This is a genomic window from Marinactinospora endophytica (genome assembly GCF_054780875.1).
Window position 1 is genome coordinate 641308 of the sequence record NZ_BAAGVM010000001.1, and the last position, 20176, is coordinate 661483.

At 71.3% G+C, this 20176-nt stretch carries 19 protein-coding genes; 16 read left to right on the top strand and 3 right to left on the bottom strand.

Annotation, left to right across the window (positions count from 1 at the left end; genetic code table 11):
• Positions 1-27 precede the first annotated feature (27 nt).
• From ACYVHU_RS02865 to ACYVHU_RS02900, 8 genes are all read left to right on the top strand, one after another.
• Positions 28-774: a cell division protein FtsQ/DivIB gene (locus tag ACYVHU_RS02865; RefSeq protein WP_078759941.1), complete on the top strand. Its 747-nt coding sequence runs from the start codon at positions 28-30 to the stop codon at positions 772-774.
• A 377-nt stretch (positions 775-1151) separates the two neighbouring features.
• Positions 1152-2576 carry a cell division protein FtsZ gene (gene ftsZ / locus ACYVHU_RS02870; RefSeq protein ID WP_078759940.1) on the top strand — a complete coding sequence of 475 codons (1425 nt, stop codon included), beginning with the start codon at positions 1152-1154 and terminating at the stop codon, positions 2574-2576.
• 122 nt (positions 2577-2698) lie between these two features.
• Positions 2699-3427, top strand: a complete 729-nt coding sequence (pgeF, locus tag ACYVHU_RS02875; protein ID WP_078759939.1) for a peptidoglycan editing factor PgeF — start codon at positions 2699-2701, stop codon at positions 3425-3427.
• Between the two features lie 5 nt (positions 3428-3432).
• Entirely contained in the window at positions 3433-4152 is a 720-nt protein-coding gene (locus tag ACYVHU_RS02880) for a YggS family pyridoxal phosphate-dependent enzyme (RefSeq protein WP_078760046.1), read from the top strand.
• Between the two features lie 124 nt (positions 4153-4276).
• Positions 4277-4804 carry a cell division protein SepF gene (locus ACYVHU_RS02885; RefSeq protein ID WP_078759938.1) on the top strand — a complete coding sequence of 176 codons (528 nt, stop codon included), beginning with the start codon at positions 4277-4279 and terminating at the stop codon, positions 4802-4804.
• Positions 4805-4843: 39 nt separating this feature from the next.
• Positions 4844-5137, top strand: a complete 294-nt coding sequence (locus tag ACYVHU_RS02890) for a YggT family protein (protein WP_078759937.1) — start codon at positions 4844-4846, stop codon at positions 5135-5137.
• Positions 5138-5267: 130 nt separating this feature from the next.
• A complete protein-coding gene (locus ACYVHU_RS02895; protein WP_498947424.1) occupies positions 5268-6173 on the top strand; it encodes a DivIVA domain-containing protein in 906 nt (301 codons plus the stop codon).
• Between the two features lie 64 nt (positions 6174-6237).
• On the top strand, positions 6238-7755 hold the full coding sequence (locus ACYVHU_RS02900; RefSeq protein ID WP_078759935.1) for an MSCRAMM family adhesin: 1518 nt from the start codon (positions 6238-6240) through the stop codon (positions 7753-7755).
• Positions 7756-8054: 299 nt separating this feature from the next.
• Here the strand turns inward: ACYVHU_RS02900 and ileS are convergent, their stop codons facing one another.
• Positions 8055-11231: an isoleucine--tRNA ligase gene (gene ileS, locus ACYVHU_RS02905; RefSeq protein ID WP_078759934.1), complete on the bottom strand. Its 3177-nt coding sequence runs from the start codon at positions 11229-11231 to the stop codon at positions 8055-8057.
• Positions 11232-11598: 367 nt separating this feature from the next.
• Here ileS and ACYVHU_RS02910 point away from each other — a divergent pair, with 367 nt between their 5' ends.
• From ACYVHU_RS02910 to ACYVHU_RS02920, 3 genes are all read left to right on the top strand, one after another.
• Entirely contained in the window at positions 11599-11865 is a 267-nt protein-coding gene (locus tag ACYVHU_RS02910; RefSeq protein ID WP_078759933.1) for a toll/interleukin-1 receptor domain-containing protein, read from the top strand.
• Positions 11866-12090: 225 nt separating this feature from the next.
• Positions 12091-12744: a signal peptidase II gene (gene lspA, locus ACYVHU_RS02915; protein WP_235000658.1), complete on the top strand. Its 654-nt coding sequence runs from the start codon at positions 12091-12093 to the stop codon at positions 12742-12744.
• The gene (locus tag ACYVHU_RS02920; protein WP_078759931.1) at positions 12737-13663 is read left to right on the top strand and encodes an RluA family pseudouridine synthase; all 927 of its coding nucleotides are present in this window, start codon (positions 12737-12739) and stop codon (positions 13661-13663) included. The genes lspA and ACYVHU_RS02920 overlap by 8 nt, the downstream gene beginning before the upstream one ends.
• Here the strand turns inward: ACYVHU_RS02920 and ACYVHU_RS02925 are convergent.
• The gene (locus tag ACYVHU_RS02925; RefSeq protein ID WP_498947425.1) at positions 13645-14625 is read right to left on the bottom strand and encodes a DMT family transporter; all 981 of its coding nucleotides are present in this window, start codon (positions 14623-14625) and stop codon (positions 13645-13647) included. The two genes, ACYVHU_RS02920 and ACYVHU_RS02925, sit on opposite strands and share 19 nt — an antisense overlap.
• Before the next feature lie 73 nt (positions 14626-14698).
• Between ACYVHU_RS02925 and ACYVHU_RS02930 the strand changes: the two genes are divergently transcribed.
• A complete protein-coding gene (locus tag ACYVHU_RS02930; protein WP_498947426.1) occupies positions 14699-15604 on the top strand; it encodes a LysR family transcriptional regulator in 906 nt (301 codons plus the stop codon).
• A gap of 19 nt (positions 15605-15623) precedes the next feature.
• Here ACYVHU_RS02930 and ACYVHU_RS02935 read toward each other — a convergent pair whose 3' ends face one another.
• Positions 15624-17312, bottom strand: coding sequence for an acetolactate synthase large subunit family protein (locus ACYVHU_RS02935; RefSeq protein ID WP_498947516.1), 1689 nt, complete (start codon positions 17310-17312; stop codon positions 15624-15626).
• A 650-nt stretch (positions 17313-17962) separates the two neighbouring features.
• On the opposite strand from ACYVHU_RS02935, the gene ACYVHU_RS02940 reads away from it, so the two are divergent.
• From ACYVHU_RS02940 to ACYVHU_RS02955, 4 genes are all read left to right on the top strand, one after another.
• Positions 17963-18382, top strand: a complete 420-nt coding sequence (locus tag ACYVHU_RS02940) for a VOC family protein (RefSeq protein WP_498947427.1) — start codon at positions 17963-17965, stop codon at positions 18380-18382.
• Between the two features lie 254 nt (positions 18383-18636).
• Positions 18637-18870 (top strand): hypothetical protein, encoded by a 234-nt coding sequence (locus tag ACYVHU_RS02945; RefSeq protein ID WP_078759928.1) that lies wholly within the window; start codon positions 18637-18639, stop codon positions 18868-18870.
• 60 nt (positions 18871-18930) lie between these two features.
• A complete protein-coding gene (locus tag ACYVHU_RS02950; protein ID WP_078759927.1) occupies positions 18931-19359 on the top strand; it encodes a GNAT family N-acetyltransferase in 429 nt (142 codons plus the stop codon).
• Between the two features lie 153 nt (positions 19360-19512).
• Positions 19513-20172 (top strand): PaaI family thioesterase, encoded by a 660-nt coding sequence (locus tag ACYVHU_RS02955; protein WP_078759926.1) that lies wholly within the window; start codon positions 19513-19515, stop codon positions 20170-20172.
• Positions 20173-20176 lie beyond the last annotated feature (4 nt).

Genomic DNA, 20176 nt, shown 5'->3' on the forward strand with positions numbered 1-20176 from the left:
GCGCCGACGAGTGAGAGAGGTGCGGTGATGGGCTCCGGGCGCCAGAAGGAGCCGGCTTCCGGCCGGGGGGCGGGCGGTGCCGCCCGGCCCCGCCGCTCCGACCCGTGGCAGGTCGCGTTCGTGGCCCTGCTCGTGGTGGGACTCCTCGGTCTGGCCTCGTGGGTGGTGCTGGGCTCCCGGCTGCTGGTCGTCCGCGACGTCGAGGTCACGGGGGTGAGCAGACTGAGTCCCGAAGAGGTCGCGGCGGCCGTCGACGTGTCCACCGGAACGCCGTTGGCGAGGGTGGACGTGTCGGCCGCGCGCGAACGGGTGGAGAAGCTGCGCCTGGTCGAGTCGGCCACGGTCACCCGGGGCTGGCCGGCGTCGCTGCGCGTCGAGGTCACCGAGCGTCGGCCGGTCCTCAGCGTCGAGGTCGACGGAGGTTACCGGCTCATCGACCGAGAGGGCGTACGTGTCGCCGACTCCGAGAAGCTCCCACCCGACCAGCCGCTGATCACGGTCAAGGGGGAGATCGTCGGCAATCCCGCGGTCGCCGAGGCGGCCCGGATCGTCGGCGAGCTTCCCTCCTCGATCCTGGAGCGGCTGGAACACGTCGAGGCCGCCGACCGCGCCGAGATCACGCTGCACCTGTCCGACGGCGCGAGCGTGATGTGGGGCGACGGCGAGCGGACCGCCCAGAAGGCCCGCGTCCTGGAGGTCCTGCTGCGTGAGCACCCGCCGAGCGCGGAGCGTTCCTACGACGTCAGCGCGATCGACGTGGCGGTCGTCACGTAGCCGTCCCGGGGCCGAGCCGGGCATATCCGGGCGCGACGCGCCGAGCGCGCGCATCGCGTCCGCCCGCGACACGCCGATAGGCTGATCTCGTGGTTGGTTGCTCGTCGGCGGACGTCGGCCTACTGTCGGAAAGCACTACCTTTAGTTGACATAAGTATCGACTTCGTTCATCGGGGATGAATGCGATGGGGAGAGACCCCGGGTCCCGCCCTCCACGCGATCCCCGTGGCACCGCAGCCGGCTCGCCGGAGGCGGAACGCAACCGAACACTGTAGAACCGGACGCCGGAGGACCGAGCCCCAGCGGTGGGAAACGGGAGAGACCACCGAAAGGGGAACGGCAACGCCGGCACGAAGCGAGCGGAAAGGCCCCTCGTCGTGGCAGCACCGCAGAACTACCTCGCGGTCATCAAGGTCGTCGGCATCGGCGGCGGCGGTGTCAACGCCGTCAATCGGATGATCGAAGAGGGACTCAAGGGCGTCGAGTTCATCGCCATCAACACCGACGCTCAGGCGCTGCTCATGAGTGATGCCGACGTCAAGCTCGACGTCGGCCGTGAACTCACTCGCGGACTGGGCGCGGGGGCCAACCCCGACGTCGGCCGCAAGGCCGCCGAAGACCATCGGGAGGAGATCGAGGAGGTCCTCAAGGGGGCCGACATGGTCTTCGTGACCGCGGGCGAGGGCGGTGGTACGGGCACGGGGGGTGCGCCGGTCGTCGCCAACATCGCCCGTTCCCTCGGCGCCCTGACGATCGGTGTGGTCACCCGCCCCTTCGGCTTCGAGGGCAAGCGCCGCGCGACGCAGGCCGAGACCGGCATAGCGATGCTGCGCGAAGAGGTCGACACGCTCATCGTCATCCCCAACGACCGGCTGCTGTCGATCTCCGACCGTCAGGTCAGTGTCCTCGACGCCTTCAAGGCCGCCGACCAGGTGCTGCTCTCCGGTGTCCAGGGCATCACCGACCTCATCACCACGCCCGGCCTGATCAACCTCGACTTCGCCGACGTCAAGTCCGTCATGTCCGGAGCGGGGTCGGCCCTCATGGGCATCGGATCGGCGAGGGGGGACGACCGCGCGGTCGCGGCGGCCGAGATGGCGATCTCCTCGCCCCTGCTGGAGGCCAGCATCGACGGCGCCCACGGGGTGCTGCTGTCCATCCAGGGCGGCTCCGACCTGGGACTGTTCGAGATCAACGAGGCGGCCCAGCTCGTCGCGAACTCCGCGGCGCCCGAGGCCAACATCATCTTCGGCGCGGTCATCGACGACGCCCTCGGCGACGAGGTGCGTGTCACGGTGATAGCGGCGGGCTTCGACGAACCGCGTGCCGACGCCGCGCCCCCCCAGACGCTCAGCAGGCCCGGTCCCGTCTCGCCTCCGCCGGCACCGCAGCAGGTGAGCCCGCCTCCGGCGCCCACCCCCGCCCCGGCCGCGCCGGAACCGTCCGCGGCACAGCCGGCCGAGCCGGCACGCGAGCCGGAGCCGGCCCCCGAACCCGAGATCGTCCAGCCGCCGCGGGCCGGTCAGGCCCCCCTCCGCCCGGCCGAGCCCAGCCCCGAGCCGGAACGGCCCCAGGCCGAGGAGGTCTCCCGCCCCGAACCGGTCCGTGAGCCCGAGACGCCGGCCGAGGAGGAGACCTACCAGTCCCGCAACGTTCGCCCGCTCGGCGACAACAGCTACGGGACGCTGCGCCGTGGCACGGCGGACAGTCCCTTCTCCCGCTCCGGCGACATCCCCGCGCCGCGCCGCAGGGTCGTCTTCGAGGAGGGCGACGACCTGGACGTGCCCGACTTCCTCAAGTGACCGTGGCCGGGACGGCGCCACCCACGACCGTCCCGGCCCTCAACCGCACCGGCGGACCGCTCGCCCCGAGCGGCCGCCGGCTCGTGCTTCCCCACCCCCCACCAGGAGGACCTTCCCCCGCGATGAGTGCCGTGATCGAGCTGGGACCGGGCATCCGCGCCGGTTTCACGCAGCGTTACGACGGAGGCGTCAGCGCCCCTCCCTACGACACGCTCAACCTCGGCGCCGGAGTCGGTGACGATCCGGCCGCCGTCGAGGAGAACCGCAAGACGGCGGGTGTGGCCTTGGGGTTCGATCCCGAACGTGTGGTGTGGATGGAGCAGGTGCACGGCGCCGACGTGGCGGTCGCGACCGGGCCGGGAGTCGTCGGGCGTGTCGACGCGGTGGTGACGGTCGAACCGGATCTCGTCCTGGCGGCCCTGGCCGCCGACTGCCTGCCGATTCTGGCCGCCGATCCCGTCGCCGGAATTCTCGGAGCCGCCCATTCCGGACGTCAGGGAACGGCTAAAGGGGTCGCCGTGGAAATGGTGGCCGCGATGGAGCGCCTGGGGGCCACACGGTCGGACGTCGTCGTCGCGCTGGGGCCGTCGATCTGCGGGGAATGCTACGAGGTGCCCGCGGCGATGCGCGATGAGGTCGCCCGTAGTGTCGCCGAGGCCGCCTGCACCACCCGTGAGGGAACGCCGGGGATCGACATGCGCGCGGCGGTCGCGGCCCAGTTGGGACGGGCCGGGGTCGGCCGGGTTCTCGTGGATGAGCGCTGCACGCTGGAGTCCCCGGAACTGTTCTCGCACCGGAGGGGCGCGCCGACCGGCCGGCTGGCCGGATACGTGTGGCGGGAACAGGAGTGACCGACATGGATTCGCGTAGAGCGAAACAGATCGCCGCGAACCTCGTCGCCGTTCGCGAAAGGGTCGAGAGGGCCTGCGACGCCGCCGGCCGGGACCCCGCGGACGTGACGATCATCGCGGTCACCAAGACCCGACCGGCCTGTGACGTGCGCATCCTGGCGGAGCTCGGCGTCACCGACGTCGGGGAGAACCGGGACCAGGAGGCGGCTCCCAAGGCCGCCGAATGCGGTGATCTGGATCTCACCTGGCACTTCGTCGGGCAGCTCCAGACCAACAAGGCCCGTTCGGTGGCGCGTTACGCCGACGTGGTGCACTCCGTCGACCGCGAGCGGCTCGCCCGGGCACTGGGGGCGCGCGCCCGAAGCGAGGGGCGCCGACTGTCCTGCCTGGTCCAGGTCGACTTGGACCCGGGGGCGTCGGCGGGGGTGATCGGCCCCCGGGGCGGAGCCGATCCGCGTGATGTCATGGCCGTCGCCGAGGCGATCGATGCGGAGGAGGGGCTCGTGCTCGGGGGTGTCATGGCGGTCGCGCCGTTGGGTGCCGATCCGGACGCGGCGTTCGCGCGACTGTCCGAGGTGGCCTCTACGCTTCGGGATCGCTACCCTCATGCCACGGCCATCTCCGCGGGCATGAGCGGTGACCTGGAGGCCGCGATCGCGAGGGGCGCGACACACCTCAGGGTGGGTACGGCGTTGCTCGGCGATCGCGGGACGATCGTGGGGTAATGTCCCCACATGGAACTTGGCGCCCATCTGTCGAGTTCGCCCACCGGACGGACATGAGGGGCGCGGGCCCGCCAGCGACAAGTCATCTGCGGTGCATCACCACAGGGACGACGGAGGACAAGAGATGGCCGGCGCGATGCGCAAGATGGCGGTCTACCTCGGCCTCGTGGAGGACGACCGTTACGATCACCGCTATGCGGATGAATATGATGACTTCGATGACTTCGATGAAGGGGCCGACGACCGCCGCGACCGCGGTCTCGACGCCCGTGGCGGCGACTCCAGAGCCGAGCCCGTGACGGAGGCGGACAACTACGCCGTGTCCAACGGGGAGCGACGCAACGTCACCCATACCGCTCCTGCCACCGCCGATCTCGCGCGGATTACTACGCTGCATCCCCGCACGTATAACGAAGCGCGTACTATCGGAGAGCATTTCCGGGAAGGTATACCGGTGATCATGAACCTCACCGAGATGGTCGACAGTGACGCCAAGCGTCTCGTCGACTTCGCGGCGGGGCTGATCTTCGGTCTACATGGCAGTATCGAGCGCGTGACGAACAAGGTGTTCTTGTTGTCCCCGGCTAATGTTGAGGTGACCGCTGAAGACAAAGCACGCATCGCTGAGCGAGGGTTCTTCAATCAGAGTTAGATCTTTCCAGATGTCCAGTGACCAGGTCGGGGAACGAGTGTGAGTATCGTCCAGAACATACTCATCACCGTCCTGTACCTCTTCATGTTGGTACTCATCGGACGGCTCGTTTTCGAGATCGTGCAGTCGTTCGCGCGGTCCTGGCGACCCACGGGATTTGTACTGGTTCTGGCCGAGTCGACGTACACGATCACCGACCCGCCGTTGAAGCTCCTGAGGCGCTTCATCAAGCCGGTACGGCTGGGAAGCGTGGCGCTGGATCTGAGCTTCACCGTCCTCTTCCTGCTGGTCGTGATCCTCATCCAGCTCGTGGCTACGATCCCGATCGTGTAGCTGAGTCCAAGATGTCGGAAAGGTAAGCTCCGGTTCCGATATGTGGTCTTGGTCATGGTCTGGATTGCCGTAAGGTCACGATCAGGTAGCGTCCCTACGGACAGAGTCCAAGCGCGCCAAGGAGACGAACATGCCGCTAACACCCGCGGATGTGCGAAATAAGCAGTTCAGTACGACCCGGCTTCGGCCGGGGTACGACGAGGAAGAGGTCGACGCGTTCCTCGACGAGGTCGAGTCCGAGCTCGACCGTCTGATCCAGGAGAACGAGGAGCTGCGGGGTAAGCTCGCCGAGTGCCTGCGTGGCAAGGTTCCGCCGGCCGGGATGAACGACTTCCAGCCGCAGGAGCCCCAGCAGCTCGCTCCGGAACCGCCGCCCCAGCCCGAGCCGATCCGGCAGCCCGAGCCGATCCGGCAGCCCGAGCCGATGCCCGTCATGGGCAACATGGGCGGCATGGGCAACATGGGCGGCATGGGCAACATGGGGCTGCCCGGTGGCGGCGAGGACAACATGGACACCGCGGCGCGGGTCCTGGCGCTCGCCCAGCAGACCGCCGACCAGGCGATCTCCGACGCCCGCCGCGAGGCCGACGAGACGCTCGGCAAGGCCCGCCACGAGGCCGACGACATCCTCGGCAAGGCCCGTCGCCAGGCCGAGCAGATCGTCAACGAGGCCCGCGCGCGTTCCGAGAACCTCGACCGTGACGCCCAGGAACGTCACCGTCAGGTCATGGGCTCCCTCGTGCAGCAGCGCGAGGAGCTGGAGCACAAGGTCAGCGAGCTCAAGGACTTCGAGCGCGAGTACCGCAGCCGGTTGAAGGACTACTTCGAGCGGCAGCTGCGCGAACTGGCCGAGGGGGCCACCGAGCACGCCGGACCGACGACCACGGGAAGCTTCCAGACGATGGCGCCCACCGGCGGCAGTCCGTCCTTGCAGCACAGTGGACCCGGCACCGCGCCGGGAGGCAACCCGTTCGCCCAGCCCGAGCCCGCCCAGCACGGTGGTTACCACCCGGACGCTCCGCACGACCGTCGCTGACGGGCGTGGAGGACGCGACACAACACAAATGAACCCTTGAGTTCGTGAAAAGGCCCTCCCTCCAGTGATCATCGTTTGCCTCGTCCTCGTCGTCGCGGCCCTGGTCGTGATCGGCGCGGCGCTGGTCCTCGCAGAGCAGACCCTGGTCTACATCGCTCTCGGGCTGGGAGTGCTGACGGCGCTCCTGCTCGCGGTCGAATTCGTCCGGGCGAGGAAGACGCTGTTCGGCTCTCGACAGGATCACCGGGCAGGAGGGACCCTTCCGGCAGAGGTGTCCCGGACGGGCGGTTTGGGGAAGGCGTCCGTCCGTGCCGCCTCTGTCGGTTCCACCACCGTTCCGCTTTCGTTGGGCGGTGACTCTGGGGCGAGTACGTCCACCGCACCCGCGTCGGCCATGGAGCTGGCGCGGGCGGTGTCGTTCCCGGGCCCCGATGGAAACGGGGAACACCAGCCCCCGACCTCCGGTGTCCTGGCGCACCGTTACCTTCCCCCCACCGATGACGCATGGTCCGGTGACAGCCGCCTGCACAAGGCCATCCTCACCACGGGAAGGAAAGGGCGGCAACGCGGGGACGGCGAGCACGCTGTCCTGGTCGGCGGAGACGACCACGCCGTGTCCCACGACCCGGGGGACCCCCGGACATCCGCCGCCGAGGAGAGCGTGGAGCCGGGAAAGGGCTCCGGCGAGGGGGAGCGCCCCTCCACAACGCGTCCCCTGCGCCACTTCACCTATGTCGTCCCCGGCGAGTCCGCCCCGGCACAGGTCCGCGAGGACGAGGACGACCGCCGGGACGGGGAACGGTCCGCGGACGCCCCACGAGAAGAGAACGATGACGTCGCCGCGTCCCCCGGGGACGAAGAGGCGGGCCTCGCGGAGCACCCGGACCGGGACACCGCGCGCCAAGACGACACCGAGGAGGGGCCGGACGGCCACGGGGATGAGGGGGACGTGACCGTCCTCGCCTCCGACCGGTCCGATGCGGCCTCCGCCGAACCCGAGCCGGCCTCGTCCGGCGAGGAGCCCGAACCCGCGGACGACACCGCCGAGCCCGTTGTGGCCCCCGAACCCGCGGCGACCGACGAGTCCGACACCGAGAGTCTGGCCCCCCTCCGCCACCCCGTTGGGGAAGCAGCGTCGGAGCACGCCGAGACGGTCGAACCGGAGCTGATCGCGGACGAGGCCTGGGCCGACGACCCCTCGGATGACACCCCCGAAGCACCCCGCGCGGCCGAGGAGCCCGAGGACTCCTCCCTTCGCGAGCGAGACGGGGAGGCCGGCTCCGAGCAAGGCGAGGAGGGAGGGGAATCGTCCCCCTCCGGACAGCTGGAGCGAGAGGATGAGGATCTCGCCTCCGATGACGCCGACAGCAGCGCGCACGACGGGGATAGGGAAGTCCTGCCCGCGCCGGAGGAGGATGCCGGACGGGAGACGGCTGTCTCCGCCCGGTCGGAGCGGGACGGCGCGGACTCCCGGGCCGATGTCGACAGCGCGGAACGCGACGGGGACGACGCCCCGGGGGAGCCCGACGAGGACCCGGATCGCACGGTGCCCCTCCGCCCCACCACGGCCTCGGCGGAGTAACACCGGAGGCGTCCGTAGCCACCGGACGCCGTCTTCGGCCCGCGCTCAGCTGTTCCACGAGGCCCACCAGGGTGTTGCCGTCGCAGCCCGCGCCCTCCTGAGGAGGGCACGGCGGCCGCGCGGGCGGCGGGACCGTCCGCAGAGGACCGGGGTCTTCGGCCCATCTCCGGGGAGGGGCGACGACGTGTCGCCTCGCCCCTCTCACACGAGGAGGACGGCCCACCCGGGCGCGGCCCTCCGTGAGACGAGAAGGGCGGACCGGGAAGCTCCGGCCCGCCCCGTCACGCGGTCACCCGTGACTACGCCTTGCGCAGCCACAGCGTGACGCCGTAGTCCTGCGAGGACACGGAGTAGACCTCCTCCTCGGGAGCGCCCTCGGTCATCGAGGCGGCCAGCACCTCGCCACCGATCGTCGCCGCGTGCTCGGCGACGGCCCGCGCCGTCGTGGGATCCGTCGCGCTCCACCACAGGTGGATGCGGTCGGAGATGTCCAGGCCGCTGGCCTTGCGGGCGTCCTGGACGAGCCGCACCACCTCGCGGGCCAGACCGGCGAGCTGGAGTTCGGGGGTGACCTCCAAGTCGAGCGCGACGGTCTCGCCCGCCTCCGAGGCGACCGCCCACCCCTCGCGGGGCTGCTCGGTCACCAGCACCTCTTCGGCGCTGACCTCGACGGGTTCGCCCTCGACCTCGATGTGCGCCCAGCCGGTCGACCGGATCTGCTCGACGAGCGTCTTGGGGTCGGCGGCGCCGATCCCCTGGGCGATCAGCGGCGTGCGCTTGGCGAAGCGCTTGCCCAGGGCCCGGAAGTTCGGCTTGACCGTGTAGTCCACGAGGTCACCACCGACCACCGACAGTGAGTCCAGCGCGACGACGTTGAGCTCCTCGCGGATCTGTCCCCGCAACTGCTCGGGCAGCGAACCGAAGAGCGTCGCGCCCACCAGCGCGCGCGCCAGCGGCTGGCGGGTACGCACGCCGGAGTCGGCGCGGGCCGCCCGGCCCAGCTCCACCAGACGGCGGGTGAGCGCCATCTGCCGGGACAGCTCCTCGTCGATCAGCTCCTCGCGGACCTGGGGCCAGGAGGCCAGGTGCACCGACTCCGCGGCGTCGGGACGGCGCAACGCGGCCCACACGTGCTCGGTCAGGAAGGGCACCAGCGGGGCCATGAGCAGCGTCACGGTCTCCAGGCACTCGAACAGCGTCGCGAACGCCGAGGCGCCCTCGGGCGTGTTCGCCCCGGCCCAGAACCGGCGGCGGGAACGCCGCACGTACCAGTTGGACAGGTCGTCGACGAAGGCGGTGAGCAGCCGTCCCGCGGTGGCGGTGTCGAAGCGCTCCAGCGCCTCGTCCACGCCCTTGACGACCCGGTTCAACTCCGACAGGACCCAACGGTCCAGCAGCGGCCGGTCGGCCGGGGCGGGCGCGTCCGCCAACCGCGAGTGGTCCCAGGCCTGGCCCGCGTTGGCGTAGAGGGTGAAGAACGAGGCGGTGTTGTAGTAGGTCAGCAGGACCTTGCGGACGATCTCCTCCAGCGCCGCGTGGCCCACCCTGCGCGGCGTCCACGGCGAGCCGCTGGCCGCCATGAACCAGCGCAGCGCGTCGGCTCCATGCCGTTCCATCACCGCCATGGGCTCCAGGATGTTGCCCAGGTGCTTGCTCATCTTGCGGCCGTCCTCGGCGAGGATGTGGCCCAGGCAGACCACGTTCTCGTAGGAGGACTGGCCGAAGACCAGCGTGCTCACGGTCATCATCGAGTAGAACCAGCCACGGGTCTGGTCGATGGCCTCACAGATGTACTGGCCCGGGAAGTTGTCCCGGAAGACGTCCTCGTTGCGGTGCGGCGCGCCCCACTGGGCGAAGGGCATGGAGCCGGAGTCGTACCAGACGTCGATGACCTCGGGGACGCGGTGGGCCTCCCCGCCGCACTGGGGGCAGGCGAAGGTGACGTCGTCGACATAGGGCCGGTGCGGGTCGAGGGCGCTGAGGTCGCGCCCGGCCAGCTCACCGAGCTCGGCCAGCGAGCCGACGACGTTCACGTGGTCCTCGGGGCAGATCCATACGGGAAGCGGCGTGCCCCAGTAGCGGCTGCGCGACAGCGCCCAGTCGACGTTGTTGCGCAGCCACTCGCCGTAACGCCCCTCCTTGACGTTGGCCGGCACCCAGTTGGTCTCGGCGTTCTGGGCGAGCAGCTCGTCCTTGATCGCGGTCGTCTTGATGTACCAGGACGGCAGCGCGTAGTAGAGCAGCGCGGTGTGGCAGCGCCAGCAGTGCGGGTAGCTGTGCTCGTAGGCGACGTGGCGGAACAGCAGGCCGCGTTCCTTGAGGTCGGCGGTGAGCGCGGTGTCGGCCTCCTTGAAGAACACGCCGCCGACCAGGTCCAGGTCCGCCTCGAAGGTGCCGTCGCCGCGGACGGGGTTGACGATGGGCAGACCGTAGGCACGGCTCACGGCCATGTCGTCGGCGCCGAAGGCCGGGGCCTGGTGGACCAGGCCGGTACCGTCCTCGACGGTGACGTAGTCGGCGAGCACCACATAGTGGGCGGGCTGGTCGAACGCCACCAGTTCGAAGGGCCGCTGGTAGGTCCAGCGTTCCATCTCCGCGCCCTCGAACCGTTCCCCGGTCAGCTTCCAGCCCTCGCCCAGCACCGAGCCGACCAGCGGTTCGGCGAGGAGGAGCCGTTCGGTGCCGTCGGTGGCGACGACGTAGTTCACGTCGGGGTGCACGGCGACCGCGGTGTTGGACACCAGGGTCCAGGGGGTCGTCGTCCACACCAGCAACGCGGTGGGGTGGTCGGGATCGGCCAACGGGCCGGAGGTCAGCGGGAAGCGCACGTACACCGAGGGATCGGTGACGGTCTCATAGCCCTGCGCCACCTCGTGGTCCGACAACGACGTTCCACAGCGCGGGCAGTAGGGGCTGATCCGGTAGTCGCGGACGAGCAGCCCCTTGTCCCAGATGACCTTCAGCGACCACCAGACCGACTCGACGTACTCGGGGTCCATGGTGCGATAGGCCTCGTCCATGTTGACCCAGTAGCCCATGCGCTCGGTCATCTGGGTGAAAGCGTCGACGTTGCGCAACACCGACGCGCGGCAGCGGGCGTTGAACTCCGCGACACCGAACTCCTCGATGTCCTTCTTGCCGGAGAGGCCGAGCTCCTTCTCCACCGCCACCTCGACGGGAAGGCCGTGGCAGTCCCAGCCGGCTTTGCGCTCGACGTGGAAGCCCTTCATCGTCTTGAAGCGCGGGAAGACGTCCTTGAACACCCGCGCCTCGACGTGGTGCACGCCGGGCTGGCCGTTGGCGGTGGGCGGCCCCTCGAAGAACACCCAGTTGGGACCGCCGCGGGTCTGCTCCAGGGAGCGTTCGAAGACCTTCCGCTCCGACCAACGGCGCAGCACCTCGTGCTCGACGGCCGGAAGGTCGATCTGGGCGGGAAGGGAGGGGAAGGGGCGGGAGGGGAGTCGTTCCTGCGTCATCCGGCGTACCTTTCCATCAGGGCTCGTCCTGACGGAGGGACGAGGCGCACGGCCCCGCGGTACCACCCTCCTTGGGAACACCGTTGCCGGGCGTCCCCCACTTCGTTGCTGCCGCTGCCGGTTCTACTGGGCGTCCCATCGGGGAGGCCGTTCTTCCGGCGGCTCCGGGGTGATGTTCACGACGGTCGTCACCCCCCGGGCTTCCACCATCCCCGGGTCGCTGTGGGCCGTCTCCGGCGCTACTCGTCCCCATCCACGCCTCGCTGGCACCGAGGATAACGCAACCACGACGGTGCCGGACCGGTTTCCCGGCCCGATGGGGCGGGGGCATACTTGGCGTCCGACACGACCACGATCAGGAGGGCCGATGACGGGGGAACCGGTGCGGGCCGGGACGGTCCTGGTGACGCTGCCGGACCGGGACGACGCCGAGGAACTGGCCGAACAGCTCCTCGCGCAGGGGTACGAGCCATGCCTGGTCCACCGCGACATGCTCGCCGGCGAGGACGACGCCGAGGACGTCGACTGGGTCATCGAGGTCCGGACCGGACCGCACGGAGGGCCGGCGACACTCGACGAACCCCATCTCGCCGCCCTCGCCGAGGACTACGACGGCTTCACCGCCGCGGAGTGACCCCGCCGGCCGGCGCACGGGGCGGTCACCGGCGCCGACGTCGTGTGGCGCTGGCCTACAATGGCAGGCGGACCGCCCGTCCCAGTGGGCGGCCGACGAAACGGATGGACGCGGGGCCCAGGTCGCCCGTGTGCCGCCCGGTCCGACCGGCGGCATCACAGGCGTCGGTCCCAGCGCCACGTGAGTCGTGGCGCGCGAACAGCGCGAGGAGCGTCGCTGAGTGACGTGAACCCCGATCGGGGCGAAGACAAGACCGTGCACGGATCCGCCCCGGCCCGACCGCGGCGAGTCCTCCTCCTACTGCTCGTGGCGCTGGCCGCGCTGGCCGCGGATTTCCTGACCAAGGAGATCGCGCTGGCCCGCTTCTCGCCGCAGGACCCCGTGGTGCTGCTCGGGGGGCTGCTCAAACTCACCCTCATCTTCAACCCCGGCGCCGCGTTCTCCATCGGCACCGGCTACACCTGGTTCTTCAGCCTGGTGATGATCGGGGTGATCGTCTACATCCTGAGCACCGCCCGCAAGCTGCGCAGCGTCGGTTGGGGGATGTCGCTCGGACTGATCCTCGGTGGGGCATCGGGCAACCTGGTCGACCGCCTGTTCCGGCCGCCCTCCCCGCTCCACGGCCACGTCGTCGACTGGATCCAGGTTCCCAACTGGCCGGTTTTCAACATCGCCGACTCCTGCATCGTCGTCGGCGGCATCCTGGCCGTGCTGCTGGCGTTCCGGGGGATCAACCTCGACGGCACCCGCGAATCCGACGGCGAGGAGGACCAGGCGGAGGCGACGCGACCGCCGGCGCAGGGGGAGGCCGGAGGGCGAGGGGCGGAGGACACCGCCGAGGGGAGCACATCCGTGCGGAAGGAGGACGGCCGTGAGTGATCGGCGCAGCATGCCCGTGCCGGACGGTCTGGAAGGCGACCGGCTCGACGCCGCCATCGCGCGCATGTTCGGGCTGTCCCGTACCAGGGCCGCCGAACTCGTCGCCGCCGGCGACGTCCTGGTGGACGGCGCCGCGGGGGCCAAATCCGACCGGGTCCAGGCGGGTTCCTGGCTCGATGTGACACTGCCGCCGCCGCCCAGCGCCCCCGTTCCGCGCCCCGACCCGGTGCCCGGGATGACCATCGTCTACGAGGACGCCGACATCGTCGTCGTCGACAAGCCGGTCGGTGTGGTCGCCCACCCGACCGTCGGCTGGACCGGCCCCTCGGTACTGGAGGGACTGCTCGCCTCCGGCGTGCAGCTCGCCACCAGCGGGGCGGCCGAGCGGCAGGGGATCGTGCACCGCCTGGACGCCAACACGACCGGCCTGATGGTGGTCGCCAAGAGCGAGGTCGCCTACAGCGTCCTCAAGCGGGCCTTCAAGGAGCGCACGGTCGACAAGCGCTACCACACCCTGGTCCAGGGCCACCCCGACCCGCTGCGCGGCACGGTCGACGCCCCCATCGACCGGCACCCCTCCGGAGACGGCAGGTTCGCCGTCGTCGCCGGGGGCCGTCCCTCGATCACCCACTACGACACGCTGGAGGCGTTCCGCGCCGCCAGCCTGCTGGAGATCAAGCTCGAGACCGGCCGCACCCACCAGATCCGCGTCCACATGGCGGCCCTGCGCCATCCCTGCGTCGGTGACCACCTCTACGGTGCCGACCCCACGCTGGCCGACCGGCTGGGGGTCCACCGCCAGTGGCTGCACGCCGTCCGGCTCGGTTTCGAGCACCCCACCGAGGGACGCCCGGTGGAGTTCGAGAGCCCCTATCCCGAGGATCTGCGCAAGGCCGTCGATCAGCTCCGGGAGGACTGAAGCGGCGGCGCGTCGGTCTGCGCCGAGGAGGGGCCCGGCGATGCCGGGGACGGCCGTGACGGGGCCTGGCACAGCAGCGCTCCGGCGATGATGACCACGGCCCCCACCACCTGGTTCCACGACGGCGACTCGCCGAGCAGCAGCACACCGGCGGCCATCGCCACGACCGGGAGCAGGTAGGTCACGGTCGAGGCGACCGTCGCCCCCGCCGCGCTCACCACCCCGTACTGCAGCACGTAGGCCAGGCCGGTGCCGAGCGCGCCCAGGGCGAGCATGGCCAAGACGACGCGCGGGGAGACCGCCCCGGGCAGGCCCCCGGCGAAGGGGACGATGAGGAGGAGCTGCGCGCTGCCGGCCAGAAGCTGAGCGGCCGACAACTCCAGTGGGCCGTACTCGCCGCCGGTGAGGAAGCGCCGCATGTAGGGCAGTCCGATGCCGTAGCACAGCGCCGCCGCGAACGCCGCGGCCAGGCCCGCGGGAGCCGGCCCGGTATCGCCCTGCCACACCCCCGACACCACGATCACCCCCGCGAAACCGGTGGCCAGCCCGGCCAGACGGCGGCGTGTCGGCCGTTCCTGCGGCAAGACGAGCAGGGACACCAGCAGGGTGAACAGGGGCGTCGCGGAGTTGGCGACGCCCGCCACGGACGAGGGGATCTGCCCGCCGGCGTAGCCGAACAGCGTGAAGGGCAGCGTGTTGAGGAAGAACGCCGCGACACTCAGGTGCGCCCACACCCGGAGGCCACGCGGCAGGCGGCCTCCGAGCAGCCACAGGACGGGGACCAGTGCCAGCGCTCCGGTGACGACGCGGGCCAAGGCGATCTGCACCGGTCCCAGCTCCGTGGCGCCGATCTTGATGAACATGAAGCTCAGGCCCCAGATGAGGACGAGGAGCAGGAAGCGGGGACGCCAGTCGTGGCGGAGGCGGCCGAAGGGACGAGGCGACGGGGCCGTGAGGTTCATGTCTTGTTTGTAGCGTTCTGACGGGTCTTAGGACTACTTCAATGTTCTTAAGCGGTGGGTTAGCATTCCTTACATGCTGAACGTGGAGCGGATGCGTGTCCTCCACGCGATCGCGGTGAACGGTTCGCTCAACCGGGCCGCCGAGGAGTTGCACGTCACCAGCTCGGCCGTCTCCCAGCAGCTGGCCAAATTGGAGCGTGAGGTCGGCCAGCCCCTGGTGGAGCGCAACGGCCGGGGCATCCGTCTCACGGAGGCCGCCGAAATCCTCGTCGAACACGCCTCACAGATCCTCTCCCTGGTCCGGCGCGCCGAGGCCGACCTGGAGGCGCACCGCGACGAGGTGGGCGGCCACCTCGTGCTGTCGGCGATCGCCACGGCCGCGCGCGGACTGGCCCCCACCGCCCTGGTCCTCCTGCGCGAACTCCACCCGGGGCTGCGAGTAGAGCTACGCGAGCAGGAGCCCGACGAGAGCGTGCCCGCCGTGGCGCGTGGCGAGTCCGACATGGCGATCGTCGTGGACTGGACCGGCGCTCCCATCCCCCTTCCCGGCGCAATGGCCAAGGCGCCGCTGATGGAGGACGTCGCCGACATCGCGTTACCCGCGGGACACTCCCTCGCCCACCGGGACCTCGTCGACTTCGACGAGGTCGCCGGCGAACGCTGGATCAGCTGGACCCGCGGCTCGATCTGCGACGACTGGCTGCACGGAATGCTGCGCGCCCGCGGGGTCGAACCCGACATCGCCCACAGCGTCGAGGAGCACCAGACCAAGCTCGCCATGATCGCCGCGGGACTGGGGGCGGCCGTCATGCCGCGGCTGGGCCGGGGACCGGTCCCCGAGGGGGTGCGCCTGGTCCCGGTCCAGCCGGCGCTCGTCCGTCAGGTCTACGTCTTCTGGAGGGCCGACGCGGGGCGCCGCCCGGCGATCAGGGCGACGGTGCGGGCGCTGCGCGAGGCGGTCGGCGCCGCGGAGGAGTGACCCGGCCGGCCGCTCGGGCTCACCCCCGGTGCCGTGCCAGCAGCCCGGTCAACGTCGCCGAAGGGCTGATCGCGTCGGGGTCGGTGCGCACGTCGACCAGCGTCGGCCCTTCGGCCTCCGCCGCCGAGACGAGCGCCTTCTCCAGTTCGGCCACGGTGGTCGCCGTCACGCCGCGGGCGCCGAGGCCGCGCGCGTAGGAGGCCAGGTCCAGGGGACCGCTGATGTCCACCGCGGCCATCCGGCCCAGGTCCCGGGCCTGATGCATGGCGATGGTCCCGTACAACCCGTTCTGGAACACCACGACCGTCAACGCCAATCCCAGCCGCGCGGCCGTCTCCAGCTCCTGGCCGGTCATCAGCACACCGCCGTCGCCGGCCACCGCGACGACGTGGCGTCGCGGCTCCACCAGTTTCGCGGCGACCGCGGCCGGCACGGCATAGCCCATCGCCCCGCTGGTCGAGGCGAGCTGGGTGCGGGGGTGGCGGTAGATCCAGCCGCGGTGGAGGAAGGCGGCGAAGTTGCCGGCGTCGTTGGTGACGAGGGCGTCATCGGGGAGGACCCGGCGCATCGCCGCCACGACCTGCCAGGGGTGCAGCAGTCCCGGCGCGCCGCTGTCGGGGACCGGGGAGGGGAGGGTGGACCGCTCCCAGTCGTGGTGACGCTCCGACCAGGCGCGTTCGGTGACCTCGACCTCGACGTCGGCGAGCGCGGCCAAGGCCCGTGCGACGTCGGCGACGACCCCGAAGCGCACCGGCATCGACGAGCCGACCTGGGCGGGGTCGATGTCGATCTGGGCGACGCGAGACGTCCCGTCCGCTCCGATGGCGGGCAGCCGGTAGCCCTGGGTGGTGACATCCCCCAGCCGCGAACCGGCGACGAGGACCGCGTCGGCCTCCTCGAGCGCCCGAAGGGTCGCCGCAGGACAGCCCAGGCCCAGGTGGCCCAGGTACAGCGGGTGATCGTTGGGGAACACGTCCTGGCGCCGCCAGGACGTGTAGACACCGGCCCCGAACCGTTCGGCGGTCCTCACCAGCGCATCGCGCGCGTCACGGGCCCCACCCCCGGCGATGATCACCGGCCGCCGCGCCGAGGCCAGCCAGGAGGCGATCCGGTCGCGTTCGCGCGCGTCGATCGACGGGAGCGGCGCCGCCGGGGGCGGTGGCGGCACCATCAAGGGCGTCACCCGCTGCCCGAACAGGTCGCCGGGAACGGCGATCGCCACCGGGCCCGGGCGCCCCGTGGTCGCCACCCGGACGGCCTGGGCCGTCACCTCGGCCAGCCGGTCGGCGCGGGTCACCGTCGTCGCCCACTTCGTGATGGGGGAGTAGAACGCGGTGAGATCGACCTCCTGGAACGCCTCACGGCCCAGGTGGGCGGTTTCGACCTGGCCGAGGAACACGACCATCGGCAGGGAGTCCTGCGCCGCGGCGTGCACCCCCACCGCGAGGTTCGCCGCACCGGGGCCGCGCGTCGCCGCCGCCACCGCGGGCCGGCCCGTCAGCCTGGCCTCGGCACCGGCCATGAAGCCGGCGCCGTTCTCGTGCCGGGTCGACACCAAGGTCATGTCCGGATGCCGCTCCAGCGCGTCGGTCAGCTCCAGGAAGCTTTCGCCGGGAACCGTGTAACAGCGCCGGACGCCGGCCGCGGCCAGGACCTCCACCGTCTGCTCGGCTGCGGTGGTGGCGGGGACGGCCTCGGGAGGGGGCAGAGGGGTGTGGGACACAGCGGGAGCCTTCCGTCATCGCAAGGAACACGGGCGTCGTCGGCTCCACGCTGTCACGTCCGGGGCCACGGGTGAAGGCGCACACGCGGCCACAGCAGGTCCGGCGCCGCTACGGGCCGGACATCGGTCACCGGCCCGGCGCGCGCCCCGCGGCCGCCACGGCGGCCTCCGGGAGCACCGACGGGGACGGGACGCGCAGGGCCGGCGCCACAGCCGCCGCGCTCACGACCGGCCGGCCGGGCAGCGTCGACCACGATGAGCGCGCCCGCCAACGCCACCGGCAACGTCAGGGCGAAGCCGCCTGCCAGGGGTGCCGGAGCAGGCGGCACGACCGGCGGGCTTCAGCGGGCAGCACCCCGGCCGCGCCGAGCATGGCGGTCCACGGACTCACGGGACTCCTTTGCCGCGCGGGGGCGGCACGTGGATCCGCCCCTACCCGGCTCCGCAGAAGAGCCCTGCGGGCGGGGCGAACGCCCGGCCGGGCGTGCCACGACCGACGCGCGGCGCCGGACCGGTGGCCGTGGGGGAGGCCCGCCGCCTCGCCACGGGACCGGCCGGCCGCGCTCCCCCGCCGAAGGTCACTAGCGGACCCTACGGTGGTTCCTCACAGTGGACGACCACGAGCGGAGTCTCCCATGTCCTCGCCCACAGGCGTTTTCGTCATCGGACTGCCCATCGCCGATCGACGACGCACGATGGCCTTCTACCGTGACGCCTTCGGTTTCGAGCCGATCGGCGCGCCGGCCGAGGACGGCGTACCCGAGCCGTTGCAGTACCCGATCGGCGAACAGACACGCCTGATGTTCGTTCCCACGGGCGGGTTCGGCTGGGCCCTCGGTGACCGGGGGATCGCGCCGTCGGGAACCAGCGAGTGCCTTCTGAACACGACGGTCGTCACTGAACGTGACGTCACCGACCTGGCCGTCCGGGCCGGCCGGGCCGGCGGCGAGGTGATCAGCGAACCCGGGCACCGACCGTGGGGATACGCGGTGACCCTCGCCGACCCCGACGGGCACGTCTGGCAGATCACCGCCGCGTCGCCCGCGGCCTCCTGACCGGGCGCCGTCCCACCGGACGGCTACGCTGCGGCGGCCGCGCGCGTCACCGGGCCGGACCGCCCGGAACCGGGACGTCGTCCGCGCGCCCCGTTCCCCGGCCATGGACCGGTGAGCCATGCCGGCAGGCCGGCCGCGCCCGTCCATCGCCCAGGCGGGCAGCCCGCAGCGCAGGGAGTGGCGGCGGGCGAAGGCGCCGGTCGCGCCGGTGCCGTGCCTGCGGCCCCGTCCCCTGCGACCACGGTGCGCGGGAGTTGTCCAGCCGCCGGGCGGCCGAGGCCCATGACGTCCTCGCCACGGCGGCCCGCGCGGTGGGGCGTTGCCGCGGGACGCCCGCCGACACCATCAGGATCGGCGTGCTCGGACCACCCGCCCTCGACGGGGCCGGGCCGGCCAGGGTGGGGACTCAGGCGCTTCATGAGTGGATCGGCCTGGAGAGCACGCCCGAGCGTGCCGCGCTGCTCGCGGCGATCCCGGCGGAGGTCTGACAGCGCCGTCCGGTCGCTCGACACGAGAGAAACCGTCGAAAGGGCATAAGCTGTCTCTTCGTGGTTGAAATCGTCATCGTCGATCGGTGTGAGGACCGTGACCAGGTCTTCGTGATCCGCGGCGCCGTCTTCGTCGCGGAACAGGACGTTCCCATCGAGGAGGAGCGAGACGCCCGCGATCGTGACGCCGAGCACTTCCTCGCCAAGGTGGACGGCGTGGCGTCGGGCACCTGCCGCCTCGTCGTGGAGGGGGAGACCGCGCTGCTGGGCCGGCTCGCCGTCCTCAAGCGCGCGCGTGGCACCGGGCTGGGTGCGGCGCTGGTCCGCGCGGTGGAGGAACGGGCGCGTCAACGCCGCCTCTCCTCGATCGAGCTGCACGCCCAGACGCACGCACGGGGATTCTACGAGCGGCTCGGCTACACCGCCTTCGGTGAGGAGTTCCTCGACGCGGGGATCCCGCACCTGGGCATGCGCAAGGCGCTGACCTGACCACCGCCCCCACCTCTGGGCGGGCCGGGCGAACGGCCCGATGTCACCGATCCCACAGGTCGGGCCCCGACCTCTGTGGTTACCGGCCAGTAGGATTCGGTTCAGTGATGGGCACCCCCACCACGACGCGGACGAGAAAGCTGACGAACACCCATGACGGTCCACGCAGAGCCGGTCGCCGAACTCCCCGATCCCGCCGACTACGGCCTCACCGTGGTCGAGGCGGAGGCGCTGCCTGCTGAGCTGATCGCCCTGGTCGACCAGGTGCGCGCGCTCGCCGACGCGGTCGCCCACACCGAGGCGGACCCCGCCGAACTCGCCGAGGCCGGCGCCGCCGTGGCCGCGCTCACCGAACGGCTCGGCGCCACGCGCCGCATGACCGGCGCGATGCTGCGCCAGCGCCACCCCGACGGGCGGATCGAGTACAACACCCTCACCAACCTCGTGTCCGGACCGGTCAACCCCACGGCGCCGCCCCTGGAGCTCACCGAGGCCGACGGTGGACTGCGCGGCGAGGTCACTCTCAACGGCACCTACCAGGGGCCGCCCGGCCTCGTCCACGGCGGTTGGATCGCCGCCATGCTCGACCAGGCGCTGGGCGCCGCCGCCGGCGTGGCCGGCATGCCCGGGCTCACCGCCAACCTCACCGTCGACTACCGTAAGCCCACGCCCCTCAACGCGCCGTTGACGGTGACCTCTCGGGTGACCGGAACCGAGCGCCGCAAGGTGTTCGTGTCGGCCGAGATCCGCCACAACGGTGAGATCACCGCCGAAGGCACCGCGATCATGGTGCAGATCGCGCTGCCCGGATAGGGGC